Below are 16,269 nucleotides of genomic sequence, written 5' to 3'. Positions count from 1 at the left end.
GCTGCGCCTCGAAACCGCACCAAAGCGCCGCAATCACTCCATAGTTCCCAAATAATCCGGAACCTCAATCCGGTGCTTGCGTTGACGGGAACTGACCAGTGGACGCGCAAATGCCAAAGCAAGGACGGACCAGCCCGGTGCAGATGTTCCCTACTCCCAAACTGGCGCGCGATCTTCCGCCATTCTGGGACCTTGAACAACTTCTGCGCGAGGGTTTTGACCATGATTCGGCGCTGGCCGAGCTTGCTCGTCGGCGCGAGAGCTGGTCGAGCGGAAGGCGTCCGCCGCCGGCCGCGGCGCAGTCCGACACGCCCGACGGCGTCTTCACGATCGCGTCATAGGATTTCGCCGGGATCATTGACAGAAGCGGCTCGAGGCCGCCCGGCGCTGTTGAATATCGACATGAAGATGGTTGGCGTGGGCGGCGTCCGCGCCCGGACCAAGGACGGTCATGAAGGCACCGCAGGCCGATTGGCGCACACCGTCCAGGAAGCGCGTCTGCTCCAGGCCCCTCGGCCGCTCGACCACCACCACCGCTCCGCCCTGTTTCTCCTCGCCCAGCTCGAAAGCGAAGATGTCGAGCGCCTGCCCCGTGGCGTGCTCGCTCAGCGCGCCTGACGCCTGACGATTGCGCCGGCGGCATTCGTGCCCGCCACCAACACGCAACGCCGTCAGCTCGCGACCGAACGCCCCGCGTGCCAGAGGCTGAAGGCCAGTGTCGAGCCAAAGCGAGACCGCCCGTGCCAGCTCACAGCTCACCGTCGGCGGCGGTACCAGCCTGACCTGCCCTGGCCCCGAAGCGGCACGAACCGCCAGCGCCTCGACCACGACCGGATCGACCACGCGGCAGCCCTCCGCCTCCGGCTTCGCGGCCAGCGCGATCGGGCGAACCTTGTTCCCGGGGACACCTGCGAGCATCCGCACACAGGCACTGCCTTCTGTCGCAGAGATCGGCTTGTCCTCCGGCGAGATGATCGCTGGAGCCGAAGCGGGTTTCTGCAGGGAGGCAGGCCGCGGCGGGGGCCGTGGAGCGTTCGTCGGCTTCGCTTCCTGGCCCCAGGCCCAATCGGCCTCGACCAATCCGGCGGCGGCGATGACGACCACCAAGCAACTCCACCAGATGGGCCTGCGCCGACACATGCGGTCAGCCGACGGCCGTGAACAGGACCGTGATCGAGGCCGCAACGATCAGCGCCGCCAGCAGAGCCATGGACATGACCGATCTCCTTCGCATCGCCCGGGCCGGGGCAACGCGAGGGATGGCTGATTTGTTCCCGGTCACCTCGATCGGTGCGTCAGGCCGCCTTGCGGCCGGCGCGGCGATCGAAGAACAGCGCCTGGCTGATCGCGGCCTTCACCGCCTCCGGCTGGAACGGCTTGGTGATCAGGAAGGCCGGCTCCGGGCGGTCGCCGGTGAGCAGACGCTCCGGATAGGCGGTGATGAAGATCACCGGCACCTCGATGGCGGCGAGGATTTCGTTGACCGCCTCGAGGCCGGAGCTGCCGTCGGCCAGTTGGATGTCGGCCAGCACCAGGCCCGGCCGCTTCTTGGCGACGAGCGCGATGGCCTCGCGATGTGTCCGGGCGACGCCGGTGACCTTGTGCCCGAGCTCCTCGACCATGGTCTCAATGTCGAGGGCGATGATCGGCTCGTCCTCGATGATCAGCACGTCGGTGGCGACCTGCTCGGCGATCTCCTGGCCGGCCGTCTGGACGAGGGCTGCGGCGTTGCTTGGGGCGATGTTCATGACCTGCGCGACCTCCTCGATGGAGAAACCTTCGACCGTCCGCAGCAGGAAGGCCTGGCGCGAGCGCGGCGTCAGCGCGTCGAGATTGCGCTCCGCGGCGGAACGCTCCGCCTCCGGCGCCGATGCCTGGGTGTTGAGTCCCACGGACGACCACATCTGCAGGAACAGCCGGTAGAGGCCGACCCGCGCGCCGAGCTCGCGCGGAAAGGTGCCGGGGTCGGCGATCAGCGCTTCCAGCGTCGCAACGACATAGGCGTCGCCGCTGGCCTGCGTTCCGCTCAGCGCCCGGGCGAAGCGGCGCAGATACGGCAAATGCGGCGCGATTTCAGTGGCGATCGACATCTTGCTATCCCCCACGAAGTCCGGCCCGATCGGCTTTCGATGCAAGCTGATCGGGTCGGGAACTATCCAGAATTGAGAGTCGGAATCACCGACCGGACTTCCGACCAAGCGAGATCCGGCTCCAACCAAAGTTGCTGGAGAAGAGCACTCAAGTCCCTGTTATGACAAGAAAATTATTTTTCGTTCGGAATGGAACCTTTTGCTTTCGGCCTCGTTATTGGGCCGAATGAAGGTGCGTTTCGGGGCGGTTGCGCGCAGGCGTGTCGACGAGCGTGCGTGGCGTGGTTGGGTATGATCGGCGGACATGTCGGCATGCCAATGGAGCTAGGGATCATGAATCTGATGAATGCCGATCCGCCCGAAGCGGCCCGAGCCGAGCCGGACGACGAGATGGTGCTCGACCCGCGGGTGCAGGAATCGATCGGCCGATCCCTCAAGGCGCATTATGACGACCTGATCAATGCGCCGGTTCCGGACCGGTTTCTGGTGCTGCTGGCCCAGCTCGAGGACACCGAACGGCGCCTGAAGGCCGAGGGTGGCTCAGATGAGCGCAGCTGACTTCAAGGACGGGCTGATCGCCGAGATTCCGAATCTGCGCGCTTTCGCAGCGTCGCTTTCGGGCTCGATGCAGCTCGCCGACGACCTGGTCCAGGACACGCTGCTCAAGGCCTGGGGCAATGCCGAGAAGTTCCAACCCGGCACCAGCCTGCGGGCCTGGCTCTTCACCATCCTGCGCAACACCTATTACTCGCTCTACCGCAAGCGCGGGCGCGAGGTGCAGGACAGCGAAGGCACCTATGCCGACAGGCTGGCAACCCACGGCAACCAGGAGAGCCATCTCGACCTCGCCGATTTCCGCAAGGCGCTGGCCAAGCTCCCCGAGGAGCAGCGCGAGGTGCTGATCATGGTCGGCGCCACCGGGCTGTCCTATGAGGAGACCGCCGAGATCTGCGGCGTCGCGATCGGCACGATCAAGAGCCGCGTCAACCGGGCACGCGCCAAGCTGGCGGAGCTTTTGTCCATCGGCGGCGTCGACGATCTCGGCCCCGATCGCCGGATCACCGCGGCCGTCCAGCGCGCGGGACCTGAAACCGTCGGCAGCTAGAGCAGGATGCGAAAAAGTGGGAACCGGTTTTTCGCAGAGATCCTGCTCTAAACTCTTAGAATCGATCACGTTTTATGATTTTGGATCGATTCGATCCAAAATCATCGTGATCTGATGGCCCTCTCGCTGTTCAGGACGGTCCGCGGCCGCCTGCTGGCACTGATGGTCGCGATCGTCCTGCCCATCGCCTGCCTGACGGCAGCGGCGGCAGTCGCGACCTACCGGACCGTGTTCGAGGCGATCGAGGCGTCGCAGGCGCGCACAGCGGATGATTTCGCCGTGCGCGCCCGCGTCTGGTATCGCGGCGCACTGCGCTCGCTCGTCGCCAGTTCAACCGCGATCCGGGCGGCAGCGCCGCCCGCAGACAGTTGCGAACGCATCGCCGAGAAGGCAATCGCCGCGGTCTCCGGCTACGAGTCACTGCTGCTGCGGGTCTCCGGCCAGCCGGACTGTATCGGCGGGCTCGACGGCAGCATCCCACGCACCGAGCTCACAGCCGTGGCGAACCAGCTTGCCACGCGCCTTCCCATCAAGCTCTGGGGCGGCACCGAGTTCACCAAGGCCCGCTATGATCAGGTCACGATCGCCGGCCGCTCCTATCTTGCCATCTACAGCGAGTTCGATGGGGGCGATGCGCTCCTGCTCACCAAGCCGGATCCGCTCGACGACACCTTCGACCTCGGCAGCAGCGACAAAGGCATGATGGCGGCGCTGCTCCGACGCGGCGGCGACGTTGTGGTCGCGCGCGGCGGCGCGCAAGCCGACGCATCCTGGCTTCCGAAGGCCGAGACCGTACCCGAGCCGACCGCACATTGGGCTGCTCCGAGCCGGGCCGGACCAAGCCGGACCTACGCCGCCCGCATGGTGGCCGAACCGGATCTCTATGTCGTGGTGAGTTTCGACGGCACGGCAGAGCAAGCCGCGAGGACACAGTTCTACATCCTGCTGCTCGCCCCCCTGCTGACGCTGACTCTACTCGGCCTGGTCTATATGAAGGCTATCGACCAGCATTGCGTGCGCTGGCTGCGCGGCATCGAGGCGACGGCCCGGGCGAGGTCGAGCTCGGCCAGTGCCCGCGTCCCGCTCTCCGACGAGATGCCGCGCGACATCCGCAGCGTCGCCGAGGCCTTCAATGCGATGGTCGACGAGCAGGAGGTGCGCCAGAGCAAGCTCAGGCTCGCGCTCGACGACAACCGCTTCCTGGTCCGCGAGCTGCACCATCGGGTCAAGAACAGCCTCCAGGTGGTGCAGAGCTATATCGGCCTGACCAAGCGCGACCATCGGGGCGAGGCGCGGATGGCGCTCTCGGATGCGGAGTGCCGCGTCCATGTGCTTTCGGCCGCCTATCGCTTCACGCTCGCCGACGGCGAGATGCAGCCGGTGCGCATCGATCTCTTCCTCGACGACGTCGTGGCGATGGTCTCCAGCCTGATCCTCGCCCGCAGTCAGCGGCTGGAGAGCCGCATCGAGACGCAGGCCGCGCTGCCGATCGACCGGATCATCCCGCTCGGCTTCCTGATCGTCGACGTGGTCAGCCGGGTGCTGCGCACAGCTCCGGGCATCGGCCTCGAACTCGCCGTGACCGCGGCCGGCGACGGCATCATCGACATCGCCATCATCGCCGACCGCGACACCATCCAGATCGCGCCGCCGCGCCTGTTCGCGGGATTGCTGATGCAGATCGAAGCCGTCGAGATCAGCCCGCCGCAGGGTCGCAGCCTCGGCATCTGGCGCCTGAGCCACGGCGCTCCGCGCCGAAACGATGCGGCTCAGCCCAGCTTGTCGACCGGCGTGATCTCGACGCCGACGCTGAGTCCGAGGAAGGCGCCGGTCGGCCCGACATAGCTCCCCGACACTGGCGACGCGTCCTGCGGCACCCGCGCGACCGCGACCCGCAGCAATTGCCGGTCAGCGACGAGGTCGTTGGTCGGATCGAACTCGACCCAGCCATCATTGGGGATGAAGACGTCGGCCCAAGCGTGGGTCAACCCGGCCACGGAGGTCATCGCCCCGCCCTGCGGCGAGCGATCATGGATATAGCCGGTGACGAAGCGCGCCGCGAAGCCGAGACGGCGCGCCAGTTCGATGAACAGCCAGGCGAAGTCGCGGCAGGATCCCGCCCCCGCCCGCAGCGTGTCGAGCGGATGCTGGGTCCCCTCGTCGAAGCGCACGGCATAGCTCAGGCCGGCATTGATCTCATGCGCCAGGGCGCGCAGCAGATGGCCGCCGTTGAGCCGGCCCCGGAACGCCTGCAGCCAGGCATCGAGCGCTCCGTCGGGATCGGCGGCGGCGAGGTCGAGATAGGGCTGGAGCACGGCGCGCTCGGCCGGCGTGTAGTTGACCTCGGAGCTCTCTATGTCAGGCTCGACCTTCGAGCGCGGTAGCGCCGAGCCGAAGCGCTGGACGACGAGCTCGCTGACAACCTCGAGCGTGTCCGACGGGCCAGCGAAGCTCGCCATGGCGACCGGGTTGCCATAGGCATCGTGCATCCAGCGCAGCGCGGCCGGCGGCGAGATCGCGATCGCGGTGTCGAGGACGCGCAGATCGAAGGAATCGCGCGGACGCAGCATCAGTCGATGCGGGCCGAAGACGACCGGCTCGGCGTAGCGATAGGTCGTCGCGTGGCGAATGCGCAGATACATCTGATCTCCAGCCGATCCATCATACCTCGCCATCACGGCAAAAAGCCGCCTCGCGGCGGCTTTGCTGGTCAGGCAGGTCAATTACGCGCGAGCGCCGGATCGGTTCCGGGGTTTTAGCGCAGGACGGTGTTGCCCTTGAGGCTGGCCTCGCGCTGCGAGGTCGGGACGACGCGATGAGCGAAATCACGGCGCATCTCGGCCGGATTGACCGCCGCGTACTGGACATCGGCCGGGGCGCCACGCTGCAGCTTGGCCTGGGCCACCGCTTCCGAGCTCTCGCCGAAGCCGTTCTGGTACGAGGCGCCCATGGTCAGGGCGGTCACGACCAGCGCCATGCCGCCGAAGAAGGTGGCAGCGCGCTTGAAGGGGGCAAGGCTGGCAGTGGTCATCTTCGCTCTCCCGGTTCGTGTGGTCGTTCTTGAAAGGCGGAACGGCTTTTCAACCCGTCTGGCAGGGAATTGTTCCGGTTTGCGCGAAAATCGCGGCGATCCCGATTCTTTCTTCAGGCGCGATTCGTTTTTCAGGCGACTGAGCGATCATTGGCGGCTTCGCGCCGGCGGAAGAGCCGCCAGAGCGACCGGGTCAGGCGCCTCGAGGTCAGATGCGCGCCAGCCTCGCGCTTCTCGAAGGTGATCTTGCGCTCGTGGAAATCCTCGAGGCCAGGCCGATGCCCGACGCTGATGATCGTCGCATAGGAGAGCTCGCTATCGATCAGCCCGAGCAGAGAATCCTGGCTGGCCTCGTCGAGCGCCGAGGTCGCCTCGTCCATGATGATGATGTCGGGCTTCTGGATCAGCAGCCGGGCGAAGGCGACGCGCTGACGCTCACCACCGGACAGGGTCTGGTCCCAACGCTCCTCCTCGTCGAGCCGTCGGCCGAGCGAGGCGAGCCCGCAGCGCTTCAGCGCGTCCCTGACCGCTTCGTCGTCGACGCGGCTCTCGGCTTCCGGGTAGAGCAGCACGTCGCGCAGCGTGCCGATCGGCAGATAGGGCTTCTGCGGCACGAAGGCGATGCGCTTGCCCGGCGGCAGCTTGATCGAACCCGAGCCCCAGGGCCAGAGGCCCGCGATCGCACGGATCAAGGTGCTCTTGCCCGTGCCGCTCTCGCCGGCGACCAGGACCTTCTCGCCGGCCGCGATCACGATCGACGCGTCGGCGATGACGATCCGCCCGTTGAGGTGGGCGATCGAAAGATCCGCGATATGGATGCCGCCATCCTCGCTCTCCCCCAGCTCGATCTGGGTCTCGCCCTCCATGATCGTGCCGATGTCGAGCGCCTCCAGCGCTTCAGCCAGCTCGTCGACGCGCCTCACCGAGGCGAACCACTCCGCCAGCCGGACGAAATTGTCGACGAACCAGATCAGGGCGGCCTGTACCGCGCTGAAGGCGGCGACGACCTGCATGACGGCGCCCAAGGAGATCTCGCCCGAGAGGTATTTCGGCGCGATCAGCAGCAGCGGCACGATCGGGAACAACGCGCCATTGGTGTTCAGCACGATGGCGATGACGCCCTGCTGCCGGACCACCTTCAGCCAGGCGGCGACGACGCGGCCATAGTTCTCGCCGACCGAATCGCGCTCGTCGGCGTCCCCCTTGATGAGGGCGATGCTCTCGGCGTTCTCGCGCAACCGCGTCATCTCGGCACGGAACTGCGCCTCGGCCTCGTTCTTGGCGGCGATGCGCGGCACCAAAGGTCGCCCGGCAAAATAGGCCGCGACGGAGGCGACGACCGCATAGACGATCGCGGCGATCGCCATGTAGCTGGGTATGACGATCTCGGACCCGCCGAGCGTGAAATGCACCGAGCCTGCGACCTGCCACAGGATCGCGGCAAAGGTCACCGCGGTCACGAAGGCGCTGAGCAGGCCGATGGCGAACTCGACCAGGGGCTCGATGGACAGGCGGACATCCTCGGCGATGCGGTACTCGGGCGCGCTCTGCTCGCGCGCGACGAATTGCATCCGGTAATAGCGCTGGTCGGCGATCCACCAGCCGGCGAGGCGATGCGTCAGCCATTCCCGCCAGCGCACCTGCAGCAGCATCCGGCTGATCACCAGGCAGGACAACAAGGCAGCCGACGCCGCGACGATCAGCGGCAGCCAGCCGACAGTCGTCCAGATCTTGTCGAGGTCGCGCTTTTCCAGCGCGTCGAAGAACAGCCGGTTCCAGCTGTTGACGCCAACCGCCGCGCCGAGCTGGGCCGCGACGAAGAGCAGCACCGCGAGGGTGAGCCCCCAGGCGCGCAGCCTGGTCTCGCCGCGCCAGAAGCCCGAGGCGACACGAAAGAACTGGCGCAGGCGCGAACGCCGCAGCCCGGAGGCATGTGATTTCATGCGGCGGCCTCCTGAGCCGATCTGCTATGCCGGGACGGGCGCGATTGCTAAGCCACGGCTTTCGCGCCACACAGAAAACGCAAGCATTCGCCGCGGGTTCCGGCGGATGAAGGAGCCGGGCGTGATCGTCGCATCGAGCAATCATCGCAATCACCGCAGCCCGTCCTGCCTCGCCTGTCCGTTGCGGCTGAAACCTGCCTTCAAGGACAAGTCTGACGAGGAGATCCGCTTCATCCAGGAGATGAAGCTTGATCACCGGCAATTGCCGGCCGGCGCCGACATCATCCACCCCGGCCAGGAGGATGCCGAGCTCTACACGCTCTTTTCCGGCTGGGCCTTCCGCTACAAGTCGCTGCCGGACGGACGCCGGCAAATCCTGAACTTCCTGCTACCCGGCGATCTCGTCGGCCTGCAGGCTTCGTTGCTCAGCGCCGCCCAGCACGGCATCGAGGCGCTGACCGAGGTCGAGCTCTGCGTCTTCCCGCGCCGGCGCACCTATGAAATGTTCGGGCGGATGCCGGCGCTCGCCTATGAGCTCGCCTGGCTCGGCTCGCGCGAGGAGAGCCTGATCGACGAGAACCTGACCTCGGTCGGCCAGCGCAATGCGCAGGAGCGGATCGCGGCGCTGGTGATCTCGCTCTATCGCCGGGCCGAAGCGCTCGGCCTGGTCGCCGAGAAGAGCTTCGCCTTCCCGCTGACGCAGCAGCAGCTCGCCGATGCGCTCGGCCTCTCGCTGGTCCACACCAGCAAGACCTGGGCCCGCCTGCGCAAAGCCGGGATGTTCTCGCTCGAGCGCGGCCGCCTCACCATCCACAATCCGCGCCTGACCGAGCGCATGGCGCTGCTGTTCGAGGGCGAGCTTCACCCGCGCCCGCTGATCTGATCGCCGATGCCCGGGCGGCCAGCCAAGAAATCGCTGGATTCGACCCGCTCTTGACCCCATATGACAGCGGCGTAACGTCACGGCATTGTCATGTCGCTCCGGCGCGGGCCTTCCGCCTGGCCGCATCGAGGTTCTGGATGGTCCATTCCGCTTCCGGTCAGCGCCTGCGCGCCACTCGCTTCGGGCGCTCGTCCGTAGCTGCGCGGCTGGAGCACGAGGTGCGGCTGACGGCGGCCGATTTTGCCGACAGCGTCGCAGAGGCCAGGCTTCGGGTCGCCGCCGCGCGCTACAAGGTCGAGGACGAGGTCCGCAACACCGCCGGCAAACTGAAGTCGCATGTGCGTAAAGCGGCCGACGAGGCCAAGGCCCGGTTCAGCGACGATGCTCGCTTCCTCAAGTCCTGGATCGATTCGCCCGGAAGAACCGGCGCGGTCGCGCCGTCGAGCCCGTTCCTGGCCAGGCGCATGGCGTCCTATGTCGATCCGCAGGCGCAAGGGCCGGTGGTCGAGATCGGCCCGGGCACCGGCCCGGTCACCGAAGCGCTGATCGAGCGCGGTATCGACGAAGCCAGGCTGATCCTGGTCGAGTACAGCCCGGAATTCTGCGAGCTGCTGCGCCGCCGCTTTCCGCAGGCCACGGTCATCGAAGGCGATGCCTATGCGCTCTCGACGACACTCGCCGGGCATCTGACCGAGAAGGCGAGCGCGGTGGTGTCTTCGCTGCCGCTGTTCAACAAGCCGCCGGCTGAGCGGACCGAACTGGTGCAGGACGCCTTTGCCAATGTGCTCAATCCCGGCGCACCCTTCATCCAGTTCACCTATGCGGTGATCTCGCCGGTGCCGCGCAAAGGCTCCCACCTCAAGGCTGAGGTTTCCGACTGGGTGCTGCGCAACATCCCGCCGGCGCGCGTCTGGGTCTATCGCCGCGCCAAGCCGTGACGGCACGGGCTTGACTGGACGCCCGCATCGCTCGACATCGCAGAATGAAAAAGCCGGGGCGCTCGCTCGGCTGGAGCAGCCCCGCGTTTCTCCAAATCGCGGGATTGCTCCAAGTTTTTGTTTTGATCGCATTTTCTTCACGCGAACCGGTGCCCGCTTCGCTCGAAAATGCTCCAGTTTGTCGGAGTGACCATGCCCAAAATCCTCGTCTTCGCCGGCTCCTGGCGCCCGGGCTCGATGAACACCCGGCTCGCGACTTTGATCGCGGGGAATCTCCAGGTGGCGGGAGCCGAGGTGACGCAGATCTCGCTCGGCGACTATCCGCTGCCGCTGATCGACGCGCGCGCGTTCGACAACGACCCGCCTGATGAGGCGATGGCGCTGGCGGCGCTGGTCGATGCCCATGACGGGCTTTTCATCGCCAGCCCCGAATACAATTCCGGCTATCCGCCGGCGCTGAAGAACGCGCTCGACTGGATCAGCATCGTCCGCTCCGGCGGCCCCGGCCTGCGCGAGAAGGTGGTTGCGATCGGCGGCGCCTCGGCCGGCAATCTCGGCACCTATCGCTGCCTGACCCAGCTGCGCACCGTGCTCGAACTCGGCTTCGGCGCGCTGCTCGTGCCGGAGATGCTCGCGGTCAACGGCGCCGACAAGGCCTATGGCGAGGATGGCGACTTCACCGACAAGCGCCTCAAGGGCATGCGCGACAAGATGGTGGCCCGGCTGGTGAAGGTCGCGGCGCTGCATCCCTAGAGCGCGGTTACTCCATCCCGCACGGCCCGCTCGCCGGCGACAGGCGCCAGAGCCCGTCATCGGGCCTGGCGGGAATGCGGACGGCGCCGTCGGCGATCTCCTCGGCATCGTAGGGGTTGGGATTAGCGATGATGCTGGCATTGCGGATGTCGAGCGTGCCGTTCGGGCCGCGCTCGATCCGCCAGTTCCCGGCCTCCCATTCCGGTACGCAGCGCAGCCCCTGCCCGGCCGGCTTGCAGATGCCGCCGAGCTGGTAGTCGAAGCCCTGATCGGCCTTCACGCGCTGGCGCAGGTTGACATAGAGCGCGACGTAGAACCCACCTTGCCCGGCTTCGGCCCAGTTCTGCGGCAGATGGACCAGGCGGATCCGCGTGACTTTCTGCTGTGGATGGCTGGCGAGATGGGCGGCATCATAGGTCCGCTCCCAGCAAGCGGCCTTCGCCGGCGGCAGCTCGCGCTCGAGCGGCCGGGCTTGCGCAAAGGCGGCAAGGCAGCAGATGGCGACAGTCAGGGGCAGGCGCATCACGGCTCTCCTTGCCGAGCTGCCGCACCGTGAAGCACACATCACCGCTGATCAAGCCGACTTGCGGGAAGCGGGGATGGTTTCGCCATCGCACTGGCCTTATCAGCCCGAATCCGGCACATCCGGCGGATGTCATCGCCCCGCGAATCAGAAGCCCGCGCGATCCTGAAGTCGGTCTTCGGCTATGACGATTTCCGCCCCGGGCAATGGGAGGTAATCGAGGCCGCGCTCGCTGGCCGCGACGTCTTCGCGGTGATGCCGACCGGCTCGGGCAAGTCGATGTGCTACCAGCTGCCGGCGCTGGTCACCGGCGGGTTGACGCTGGTGGTTTCGCCGCTGATCGCGCTGATGCGCGACCAGGTCGGCCAATTGGTGCGCGCCGGCGTCTCCGCCGCCTCGCTCAACTCGATGAACAGCGAGGCCGAGGCGGCCCAGGCCTGGGACAAGCTCAATTCCGGCGAGCTGCGGCTCCTCTTCGTCTCGCCGGAGCGTCTGGCGGGCGAGGGCCTCGTCGCCCGCCTGCGGCGCCTGGGCGTGACGCGGCTGGCCATAGACGAGGCGCATTGCGTCTCGCAATGGGGCCATGACTTCCGCCCGGAATATCGCCTGCTCTCGAAAGTGCGCGAGGCGCTCGGCGATGTCCCCGTGACGGCGCTCACGGCGACCGCCGACCGCCAGACGCGCGACGACATCGCCCAGCAGCTCTTCCCGGCGCCGCCGCACCTCGTCGTCCATTCCTTCGATCGGCCGAACCTGAAGCTCGCCTTCGCCCCGAAGGATCAGCCGCGCCGGCAGATCGACGACTTCCTGAAGGTCCATCGCGGCGGCTCGGGCATCGTCTACTGCTCCTCGCGCGGCCGCACCGAGCGGCTGGCGCAGGGTCTCAGCGAAAAGGGCTGGAAGGCCTATCCCTACCATGCCGGGCTGGAGCAGACGGAGCGCAACCGCAACCAGGACATCTTCCTGCAGGAGGACGGCGTCGTCGTCTGCGCCACCATCGCCTTCGGCATGGGCATCAACAAGCCGGATGTGCGCTTCGTCGTCCATGCCGACATGCCGGGCTCGATCGAGAGCTATTATCAGGAGATCGGCCGTGCCGGGCGCGACGGGCTGCCGGCTGATACGCTGACCCTCTACGGCGTCGACGACATGGCGCTACGCCGCCGCCAGATCGACGAGAAGCAGATCGACGACGAACGCCGGCGCATCGAGCACAAGCGCCTCAACGCGATGATCGACCTGTGCGAATCGGCGTTGTGCCGACGCTCGGCGCTCTTGTCCTATTTCGGCGAACAGGTGCCGCCCTGCCGGCATGGCCAGGTCAATTCCGACAACGCGCAGTTCCGCTGCGATCTCTGCGGGCCGACCGCGCCCGAGCTCGCCGACGCGACGCTCGATGCGCGAAAATTGCTCTCGGCGGTGATCCGCTCCGGCCAGCGCTACGGCGCCGGCCATCTCGCCGATATCCTGACCGGCACCCAGACGGAGGCGATCCGGCGCCAGAACCATGACGGCCTGAAGACCTTCGGCGTCGGCAACGACAAACCCAAGGGGGCCTGGATGGCGATGGCCCGCAAGCTCTTCGCCGCCGGCGCGCTCGCCGAGGCCAGCACCGAACATGGCGGCTTCTGCCTGACCGAGAAGGGCGAAGACATCCTGTTCGGGCGCGAGCCGATCGCGCTGCGCGTCGACCCGCTCGCGGAACGGCGCTCGCGCCGCGGCCAGCGCGAAGCAGCGCGCGCCGACGGGCTCGACGGCGATACCGCCACCCTGTTCGAGCATCTGCGCCAGCTCAGGCTGAGCCTTGCGCGCGAGGAAGGCGTCGCCGCCTACATCATCTTCACCGACCGCACGCTGATCGCGATGGCGCGCGAGCGGCCGCTCGGCCTCGACGAGATGCGCGCTATCGAAGGCGTCGGCGAACGCAAGCTCGCCCAGTACGGCGAGGTTTTCCTGGATGCGATCGCGACATTCACTGGCTAAATCCGCCACTCCCGCGTACGTACGCGCACGCACGTGAAAAAGCCATCCTGAAGCACTATATTCTCCTGACGAATCAAGATCATCGCGGGCGCCTGCTCGCCCGCCGAAGGACCCCACCATGAGCGATTCTGCCCGCGACCTCGAGGATGCCGCCTATGGCGCCGATTCCATCAAGGTTCTCAAGGGCCTGGACGCGGTGCGCAAGCGCCCCGGCATGTACATCGGCGACACCGATGACGGCTCGGGCCTGCACCATATGGTCTATGAAGTCGTCGACAATGCCATCGACGAGGCACTCGCCGGCCATGCCGACCTCGTCACGGTGACGCTGAACGCCGAGGGCTCGGTCACCGTCACCGACAATGGCCGCGGCATCCCGACCGATATCCACAGCGAGGAAGGCATCTCGGCGGCCGAGGTCATCATGACCCAGCTTCATGCCGGCGGTAAGTTCGACCAGAACTCCTACAAGGTCTCGGGCGGCCTGCACGGCGTCGGCGTCTCGGTCGTCAACGCGCTCTCGATCTCGCTGAAGCTCCGGATCTGGCGCGGCGGCAACGAGCATTTCATGGAGTTCCGCCATGGCGATGCAGTTGCCCCGCTCGCCGTCGTTGGCCCGGCCGGGGACAAGCGCGGCACGGAGGTGACGTTCACGCCCTCCCAAGAAACCTTCACGATGATCGAGTTCGACTACAAGACGCTGGAGCACCGGCTGCGCGAGCTCGCATTCCTGAACTCAGGCGTGCGCATCGTGCTGACCGATGCCCGCCATGCCGAGGTCGTGCGCGAGGAATTGATGTACGAAGGCGGCGTTGAAGCCTTCGTGCGCTACCTCGATCGCGCCAAGACGCCAATCATCTCCAAGCCGGTGATGCTCTCGAACGAGAAGGACGGCATCACCGTCGACGTCGCGCTGTGGTGGAACGACAGCTACCACGAGAACGTGCTCTGCTTCACCAACAACATCCCGCAGCGCGATGGCGGCACCCATCTCGCCGGCTTCCGCGCCGCGCTGACGCGGCAGGTCACCGGCTATGCCGAGACGTCCGGCATTTCGAAGAAAGAGAAGGTCTCGCTGACCGGCGACGATTGCCGCGAGGGCCTGACCGCGATCGTCTCGGTCAAGGTGCCGGATCCGAAGTTCTCCTCGCAGACCAAGGACAAGCTGGTTTCCTCGGAGGTTCGCCCGGTCGTCGAGAACGTCGTCAACCAGGCGCTCTCGACCTGGCTCGAAGAGCATCCGAACGAGGCCAAGACCATCGTCGGCAAGGTGGCCGAGGCCGCCGCCGCCCGCGAGGCCGCCCGCAAGGCGCGCGACCTCACCCGCCGCAAGGGCGCGCTCGATATCGCCTCGCTTCCAGGCAAATTGGCTGATTGCCAAGAGAGGGATCCGGCCAAGTCCGAGATCTTCATCGTCGAGGGCGACTCGGCCGGTGGCTCGGCCAAGCAGGGCCGGGCCCGCGAATACCAGGCCGTCTTGCCGCTGCGTGGCAAGATCCTGAACGTCGAGCGCGCGCGCTTCGACAAGATGCTGTCCTCCGACCAGGTCGGCACGCTGATCACGGCGCTCGGCACCGGCATCGGACGCGACGAGAAGGACTCAAGCGCCTTCAACGTCGAGAAGCTGCGCTACCACAAGATCATCATCATGACCGACGCCGATGTCGACGGCGCCCATATCCGCACCCTGCTGCTGACCTTCTTCTATCGGCAGATGCCGGAGCTGATCGACCGCGGCCACCTCTTCATCGCCCAGCCGCCGCTCTACAAGGCAGCGCGCGGCAAGTCGCAGACCTATCTCAAGGACGAGCGCGCGCTGGAGGATTATCTCGTCGACAGCGCGCTCGACGGCGCCGTCTTCCGCACCGGTGACGGAGCTGAGCGCGGCGGCCCCGATTTGCGCGCCCTGATCGAGGAAGCCCGCAGCATCCGCCACACGCTGTCGCAGCTGCATTCGCGCTATGACCGGCGCGTCGTCGAGCAGATCGCCATCGCCGGCGCGCTGCGTCCACAGGGCGAACGCGGCGAGGCTGAGCTCACCGAGGCCGCCGCCTCTGTCGCGCGCCGGCTCGACGCGATCTCGGACGAGATCGAGCGCGGCTGGGAGGGCAAGGCCGCCGATGGCGGCTTCACCTTCTCGCGGCTGGTGCGCGGCGTGAAGCAGGTCGTCTCGCTCGATTCCGGGCTTCTCGCCAGCGCCGAAGCGCGCAAGCTCGACGCTGCTGCACATTCGCTGCGGGAAGCTTATGCCAAGCCGGGCGTGCTCAGCCGCAAAGGCGACGACCATATCGTCAATGGCCCGAGCGATCTGTTCGACGCAATCAACGCCATCGGCAAGAAGGGCGTGTCGCTGCAGCGCTACAAAGGCCTCGGCGAGATGAATCCCGACCAGCTCTGGGAGACGACGCTGGACCGCGACGTACGTTCGCTGCTGCGCGTCAAGAACGACCAGAACGACGAGGCCGACGACCTCTTCGTCAAGCTGATGGGCGACGTGGTCGAACCGCGCCGCGAATTCATCCAGACCAATGCGCTGAACGCGACGGTCGATACCTGAGCGGCACTGAAGAACGCCTCGCTCCCGCTTCGCCATGCTCGCCCCTGTGGCGAGCATCTGCGTCTTAAGCGCCTCACGCGATCAGTGAGGGAAGACGTTGGATGGCCGGGACAAGCCCGACCATGACGCGAAGGATGCTGTTACGGTCCTCGGAAATCTGGCGACGCGAGGCTTCAGAAGCCCTGCGGGAGCGTGCCACGACCATAAAGTTCGCCTTGCCCAGCCCCGCTGCCGAGGCCGGAGCGGACATAGGCCGGGCCGCCCTCGCGCGCCGGCGGCAGGCCGAGCTGGAGATCGCCGCGATCCGGTGGCGGCGCGTTCCGCACCACCCGCGAGCGCATCACCGGAGCAGGCTCAGAGACGCCGACCGGCTCCTCGCGCGAGACGCAGCCGCCGAGCAAGGTGACGAGGACGGCAGCCGCGCCGAAATGATAGCGGTTCATGGTTTTTCCAATGCGGGAGG

General features: G+C 66.7%; 16 protein-coding genes. 9 read left to right on the top strand and 7 right to left on the bottom strand.

Annotation, left to right across the window (positions count from 1 at the left end; translation table 11 throughout):
• Window positions 1-98: 98 nt before the first annotated feature.
• Window positions 99-341, top strand: coding sequence for a hypothetical protein (locus GV161_RS11415; RefSeq protein WP_152016157.1), 243 nt, complete (start codon window positions 99-101; stop codon window positions 339-341).
• 13 nt (window positions 342-354) lie between these two features.
• Here the strand turns inward: GV161_RS11415 and GV161_RS11410 are convergent, their stop codons facing one another.
• On the bottom strand, window positions 355-1,104 hold the full coding sequence (locus tag GV161_RS11410) for an extensin family protein (RefSeq protein WP_159650227.1): 750 nt from the start codon (window positions 1,102-1,104) through the stop codon (window positions 355-357).
• Window positions 1,105-1,295: 191 nt separating this feature from the next.
• Window positions 1,296-2,090, bottom strand: coding sequence for a response regulator (locus tag GV161_RS11405; protein ID WP_152016159.1), 795 nt, complete (start codon window positions 2,088-2,090; stop codon window positions 1,296-1,298).
• A gap of 291 nt (window positions 2,091-2,381) precedes the next feature.
• On the opposite strand from GV161_RS11405, the gene GV161_RS11400 reads away from it, so the two are divergent.
• The 3 genes from GV161_RS11400 to GV161_RS11390 all read left to right on the top strand — a co-directional run bounded on the left by GV161_RS11400 (window position 2,382) and on the right by GV161_RS11390 (window position 5,040).
• Window positions 2,382-2,648, top strand: a complete 267-nt coding sequence (locus GV161_RS11400; RefSeq protein WP_152016160.1) for a NepR family anti-sigma factor — start codon at window positions 2,382-2,384, stop codon at window positions 2,646-2,648.
• A complete protein-coding gene (locus tag GV161_RS11395; RefSeq protein ID WP_152016161.1) occupies window positions 2,635-3,195 on the top strand; it encodes a sigma-70 family RNA polymerase sigma factor in 561 nt (186 codons plus the stop codon). The genes GV161_RS11400 and GV161_RS11395 overlap by 14 nt, the downstream gene beginning before the upstream one ends.
• A gap of 114 nt (window positions 3,196-3,309) precedes the next feature.
• On the top strand, window positions 3,310-5,040 hold the full coding sequence (locus tag GV161_RS11390; RefSeq protein WP_152016162.1) for a sensor histidine kinase: 1,731 nt from the start codon (window positions 3,310-3,312) through the stop codon (window positions 5,038-5,040).
• Here GV161_RS11390 and GV161_RS11385 read toward each other — a convergent pair.
• The 3 genes from GV161_RS11385 to GV161_RS11375 all read right to left on the bottom strand — a co-directional run bounded on the left by GV161_RS11385 (window position 4,965) and on the right by GV161_RS11375 (window position 8,169).
• Window positions 4,965-5,837, bottom strand: coding sequence for a transglutaminase family protein (locus GV161_RS11385; protein WP_159650225.1), 873 nt, complete (start codon window positions 5,835-5,837; stop codon window positions 4,965-4,967). The genes GV161_RS11390 and GV161_RS11385 overlap by 76 nt on opposite strands.
• Before the next feature lie 113 nt (window positions 5,838-5,950).
• Window positions 5,951-6,226 (bottom strand): hypothetical protein, encoded by a 276-nt coding sequence (locus GV161_RS11380; RefSeq protein ID WP_152016164.1) that lies wholly within the window; start codon window positions 6,224-6,226, stop codon window positions 5,951-5,953.
• A 131-nt stretch (window positions 6,227-6,357) separates the two neighbouring features.
• Window positions 6,358-8,169, bottom strand: a complete 1,812-nt coding sequence (locus GV161_RS11375; RefSeq protein WP_152016165.1) for an ABC transporter ATP-binding protein/permease — start codon at window positions 8,167-8,169, stop codon at window positions 6,358-6,360.
• Window positions 8,170-8,290: 121 nt separating this feature from the next.
• Between GV161_RS11375 and GV161_RS11370 the strand changes: the two genes are divergently transcribed.
• From GV161_RS11370 to GV161_RS11360, 3 genes are all read left to right on the top strand, one after another.
• A complete protein-coding gene (locus tag GV161_RS11370) occupies window positions 8,291-9,052 on the top strand; it encodes a Crp/Fnr family transcriptional regulator (protein WP_244624186.1) in 762 nt (253 codons plus the stop codon).
• Between the two features lie 137 nt (window positions 9,053-9,189).
• Complete coding sequence (locus GV161_RS11365; RefSeq protein ID WP_152016167.1) at window positions 9,190-9,990, top strand: methyltransferase domain-containing protein; 801 nt, start codon at window positions 9,190-9,192, stop codon at window positions 9,988-9,990.
• 192 nt (window positions 9,991-10,182) lie between these two features.
• A complete protein-coding gene (locus tag GV161_RS11360; protein WP_159650224.1) occupies window positions 10,183-10,743 on the top strand; it encodes an NAD(P)H-dependent oxidoreductase in 561 nt (186 codons plus the stop codon).
• A gap of 7 nt (window positions 10,744-10,750) precedes the next feature.
• On the opposite strand, the gene GV161_RS11355 is transcribed toward GV161_RS11360, so the two are convergent.
• Window positions 10,751-11,266 (bottom strand): hypothetical protein, encoded by a 516-nt coding sequence (locus GV161_RS11355; protein ID WP_152016169.1) that lies wholly within the window; start codon window positions 11,264-11,266, stop codon window positions 10,751-10,753.
• Between the two features lie 129 nt (window positions 11,267-11,395).
• Between GV161_RS11355 and recQ the strand changes: the two genes are divergently transcribed.
• Window positions 11,396-13,249 (top strand): DNA helicase RecQ, encoded by a 1,854-nt coding sequence (gene recQ / locus GV161_RS11350; protein WP_152016170.1) that lies wholly within the window; start codon window positions 11,396-11,398, stop codon window positions 13,247-13,249.
• Between the two features lie 118 nt (window positions 13,250-13,367).
• A complete protein-coding gene (gene gyrB / locus GV161_RS11345) occupies window positions 13,368-15,806 on the top strand; it encodes a DNA topoisomerase (ATP-hydrolyzing) subunit B (RefSeq protein ID WP_152016171.1) in 2,439 nt (812 codons plus the stop codon).
• Window positions 15,807-15,979: 173 nt separating this feature from the next.
• On the opposite strand, the gene GV161_RS11340 is transcribed toward gyrB, so the two are convergent.
• Window positions 15,980-16,249 carry a hypothetical protein gene (locus GV161_RS11340; protein WP_152016172.1) on the bottom strand — a complete coding sequence of 90 codons (270 nt, stop codon included), beginning with the start codon at window positions 16,247-16,249 and terminating at the stop codon, window positions 15,980-15,982.
• Window positions 16,250-16,269: the final 20 nt, after the last annotated feature.

This window comes from Bosea sp. 29B (assembly GCF_902506165.1).
GTDB lineage: Bacteria > Pseudomonadota > Alphaproteobacteria > Rhizobiales > Beijerinckiaceae > Allobosea.
This window is presented reverse-complemented; position numbering and strand designations above follow the sequence as displayed.

Coding starts and splice junctions, on each gene's coding strand:
- GV161_RS11405 (WP_152016159.1), bottom strand. CDS start 2,090: ATGTCGATCGCCACTGAAATCGCGCCGCATTTGCCGTATCTGCGCCGC.
- GV161_RS11400 (WP_152016160.1), top strand. CDS start 2,382: ATGATCGGCGGACATGTCGGCATGCCAATGGAGCTAGGGATCATGAAT.
- GV161_RS11395 (WP_152016161.1), top strand. CDS start 2,635: ATGAGCGCAGCTGACTTCAAGGACGGGCTGATCGCCGAGATTCCGAAT.
- GV161_RS11390 (WP_152016162.1), top strand. CDS start 3,310: ATGGCCCTCTCGCTGTTCAGGACGGTCCGCGGCCGCCTGCTGGCACTG.
- GV161_RS11385 (WP_159650225.1), bottom strand. CDS start 5,837: ATGTATCTGCGCATTCGCCACGCGACGACCTATCGCTACGCCGAGCCG.
- GV161_RS11380 (WP_152016164.1), bottom strand. CDS start 6,226: ATGACCACTGCCAGCCTTGCCCCCTTCAAGCGCGCTGCCACCTTCTTC.
- GV161_RS11375 (WP_152016165.1), bottom strand. CDS start 8,169: ATGAAATCACATGCCTCCGGGCTGCGGCGTTCGCGCCTGCGCCAGTTC.
- GV161_RS11365 (WP_152016167.1), top strand. CDS start 9,190: ATGGTCCATTCCGCTTCCGGTCAGCGCCTGCGCGCCACTCGCTTCGGG.
- GV161_RS11360 (WP_159650224.1), top strand. CDS start 10,183: ATGCCCAAAATCCTCGTCTTCGCCGGCTCCTGGCGCCCGGGCTCGATG.
- GV161_RS11355 (WP_152016169.1), bottom strand. CDS start 11,266: ATGCGCCTGCCCCTGACTGTCGCCATCTGCTGCCTTGCCGCCTTTGCG.
- recQ (WP_152016170.1), top strand. CDS start 11,396: ATGTCATCGCCCCGCGAATCAGAAGCCCGCGCGATCCTGAAGTCGGTC.
- gyrB (WP_152016171.1), top strand. CDS start 13,368: ATGAGCGATTCTGCCCGCGACCTCGAGGATGCCGCCTATGGCGCCGAT.
- GV161_RS11340 (WP_152016172.1), bottom strand. CDS start 16,249: ATGAACCGCTATCATTTCGGCGCGGCTGCCGTCCTCGTCACCTTGCTC.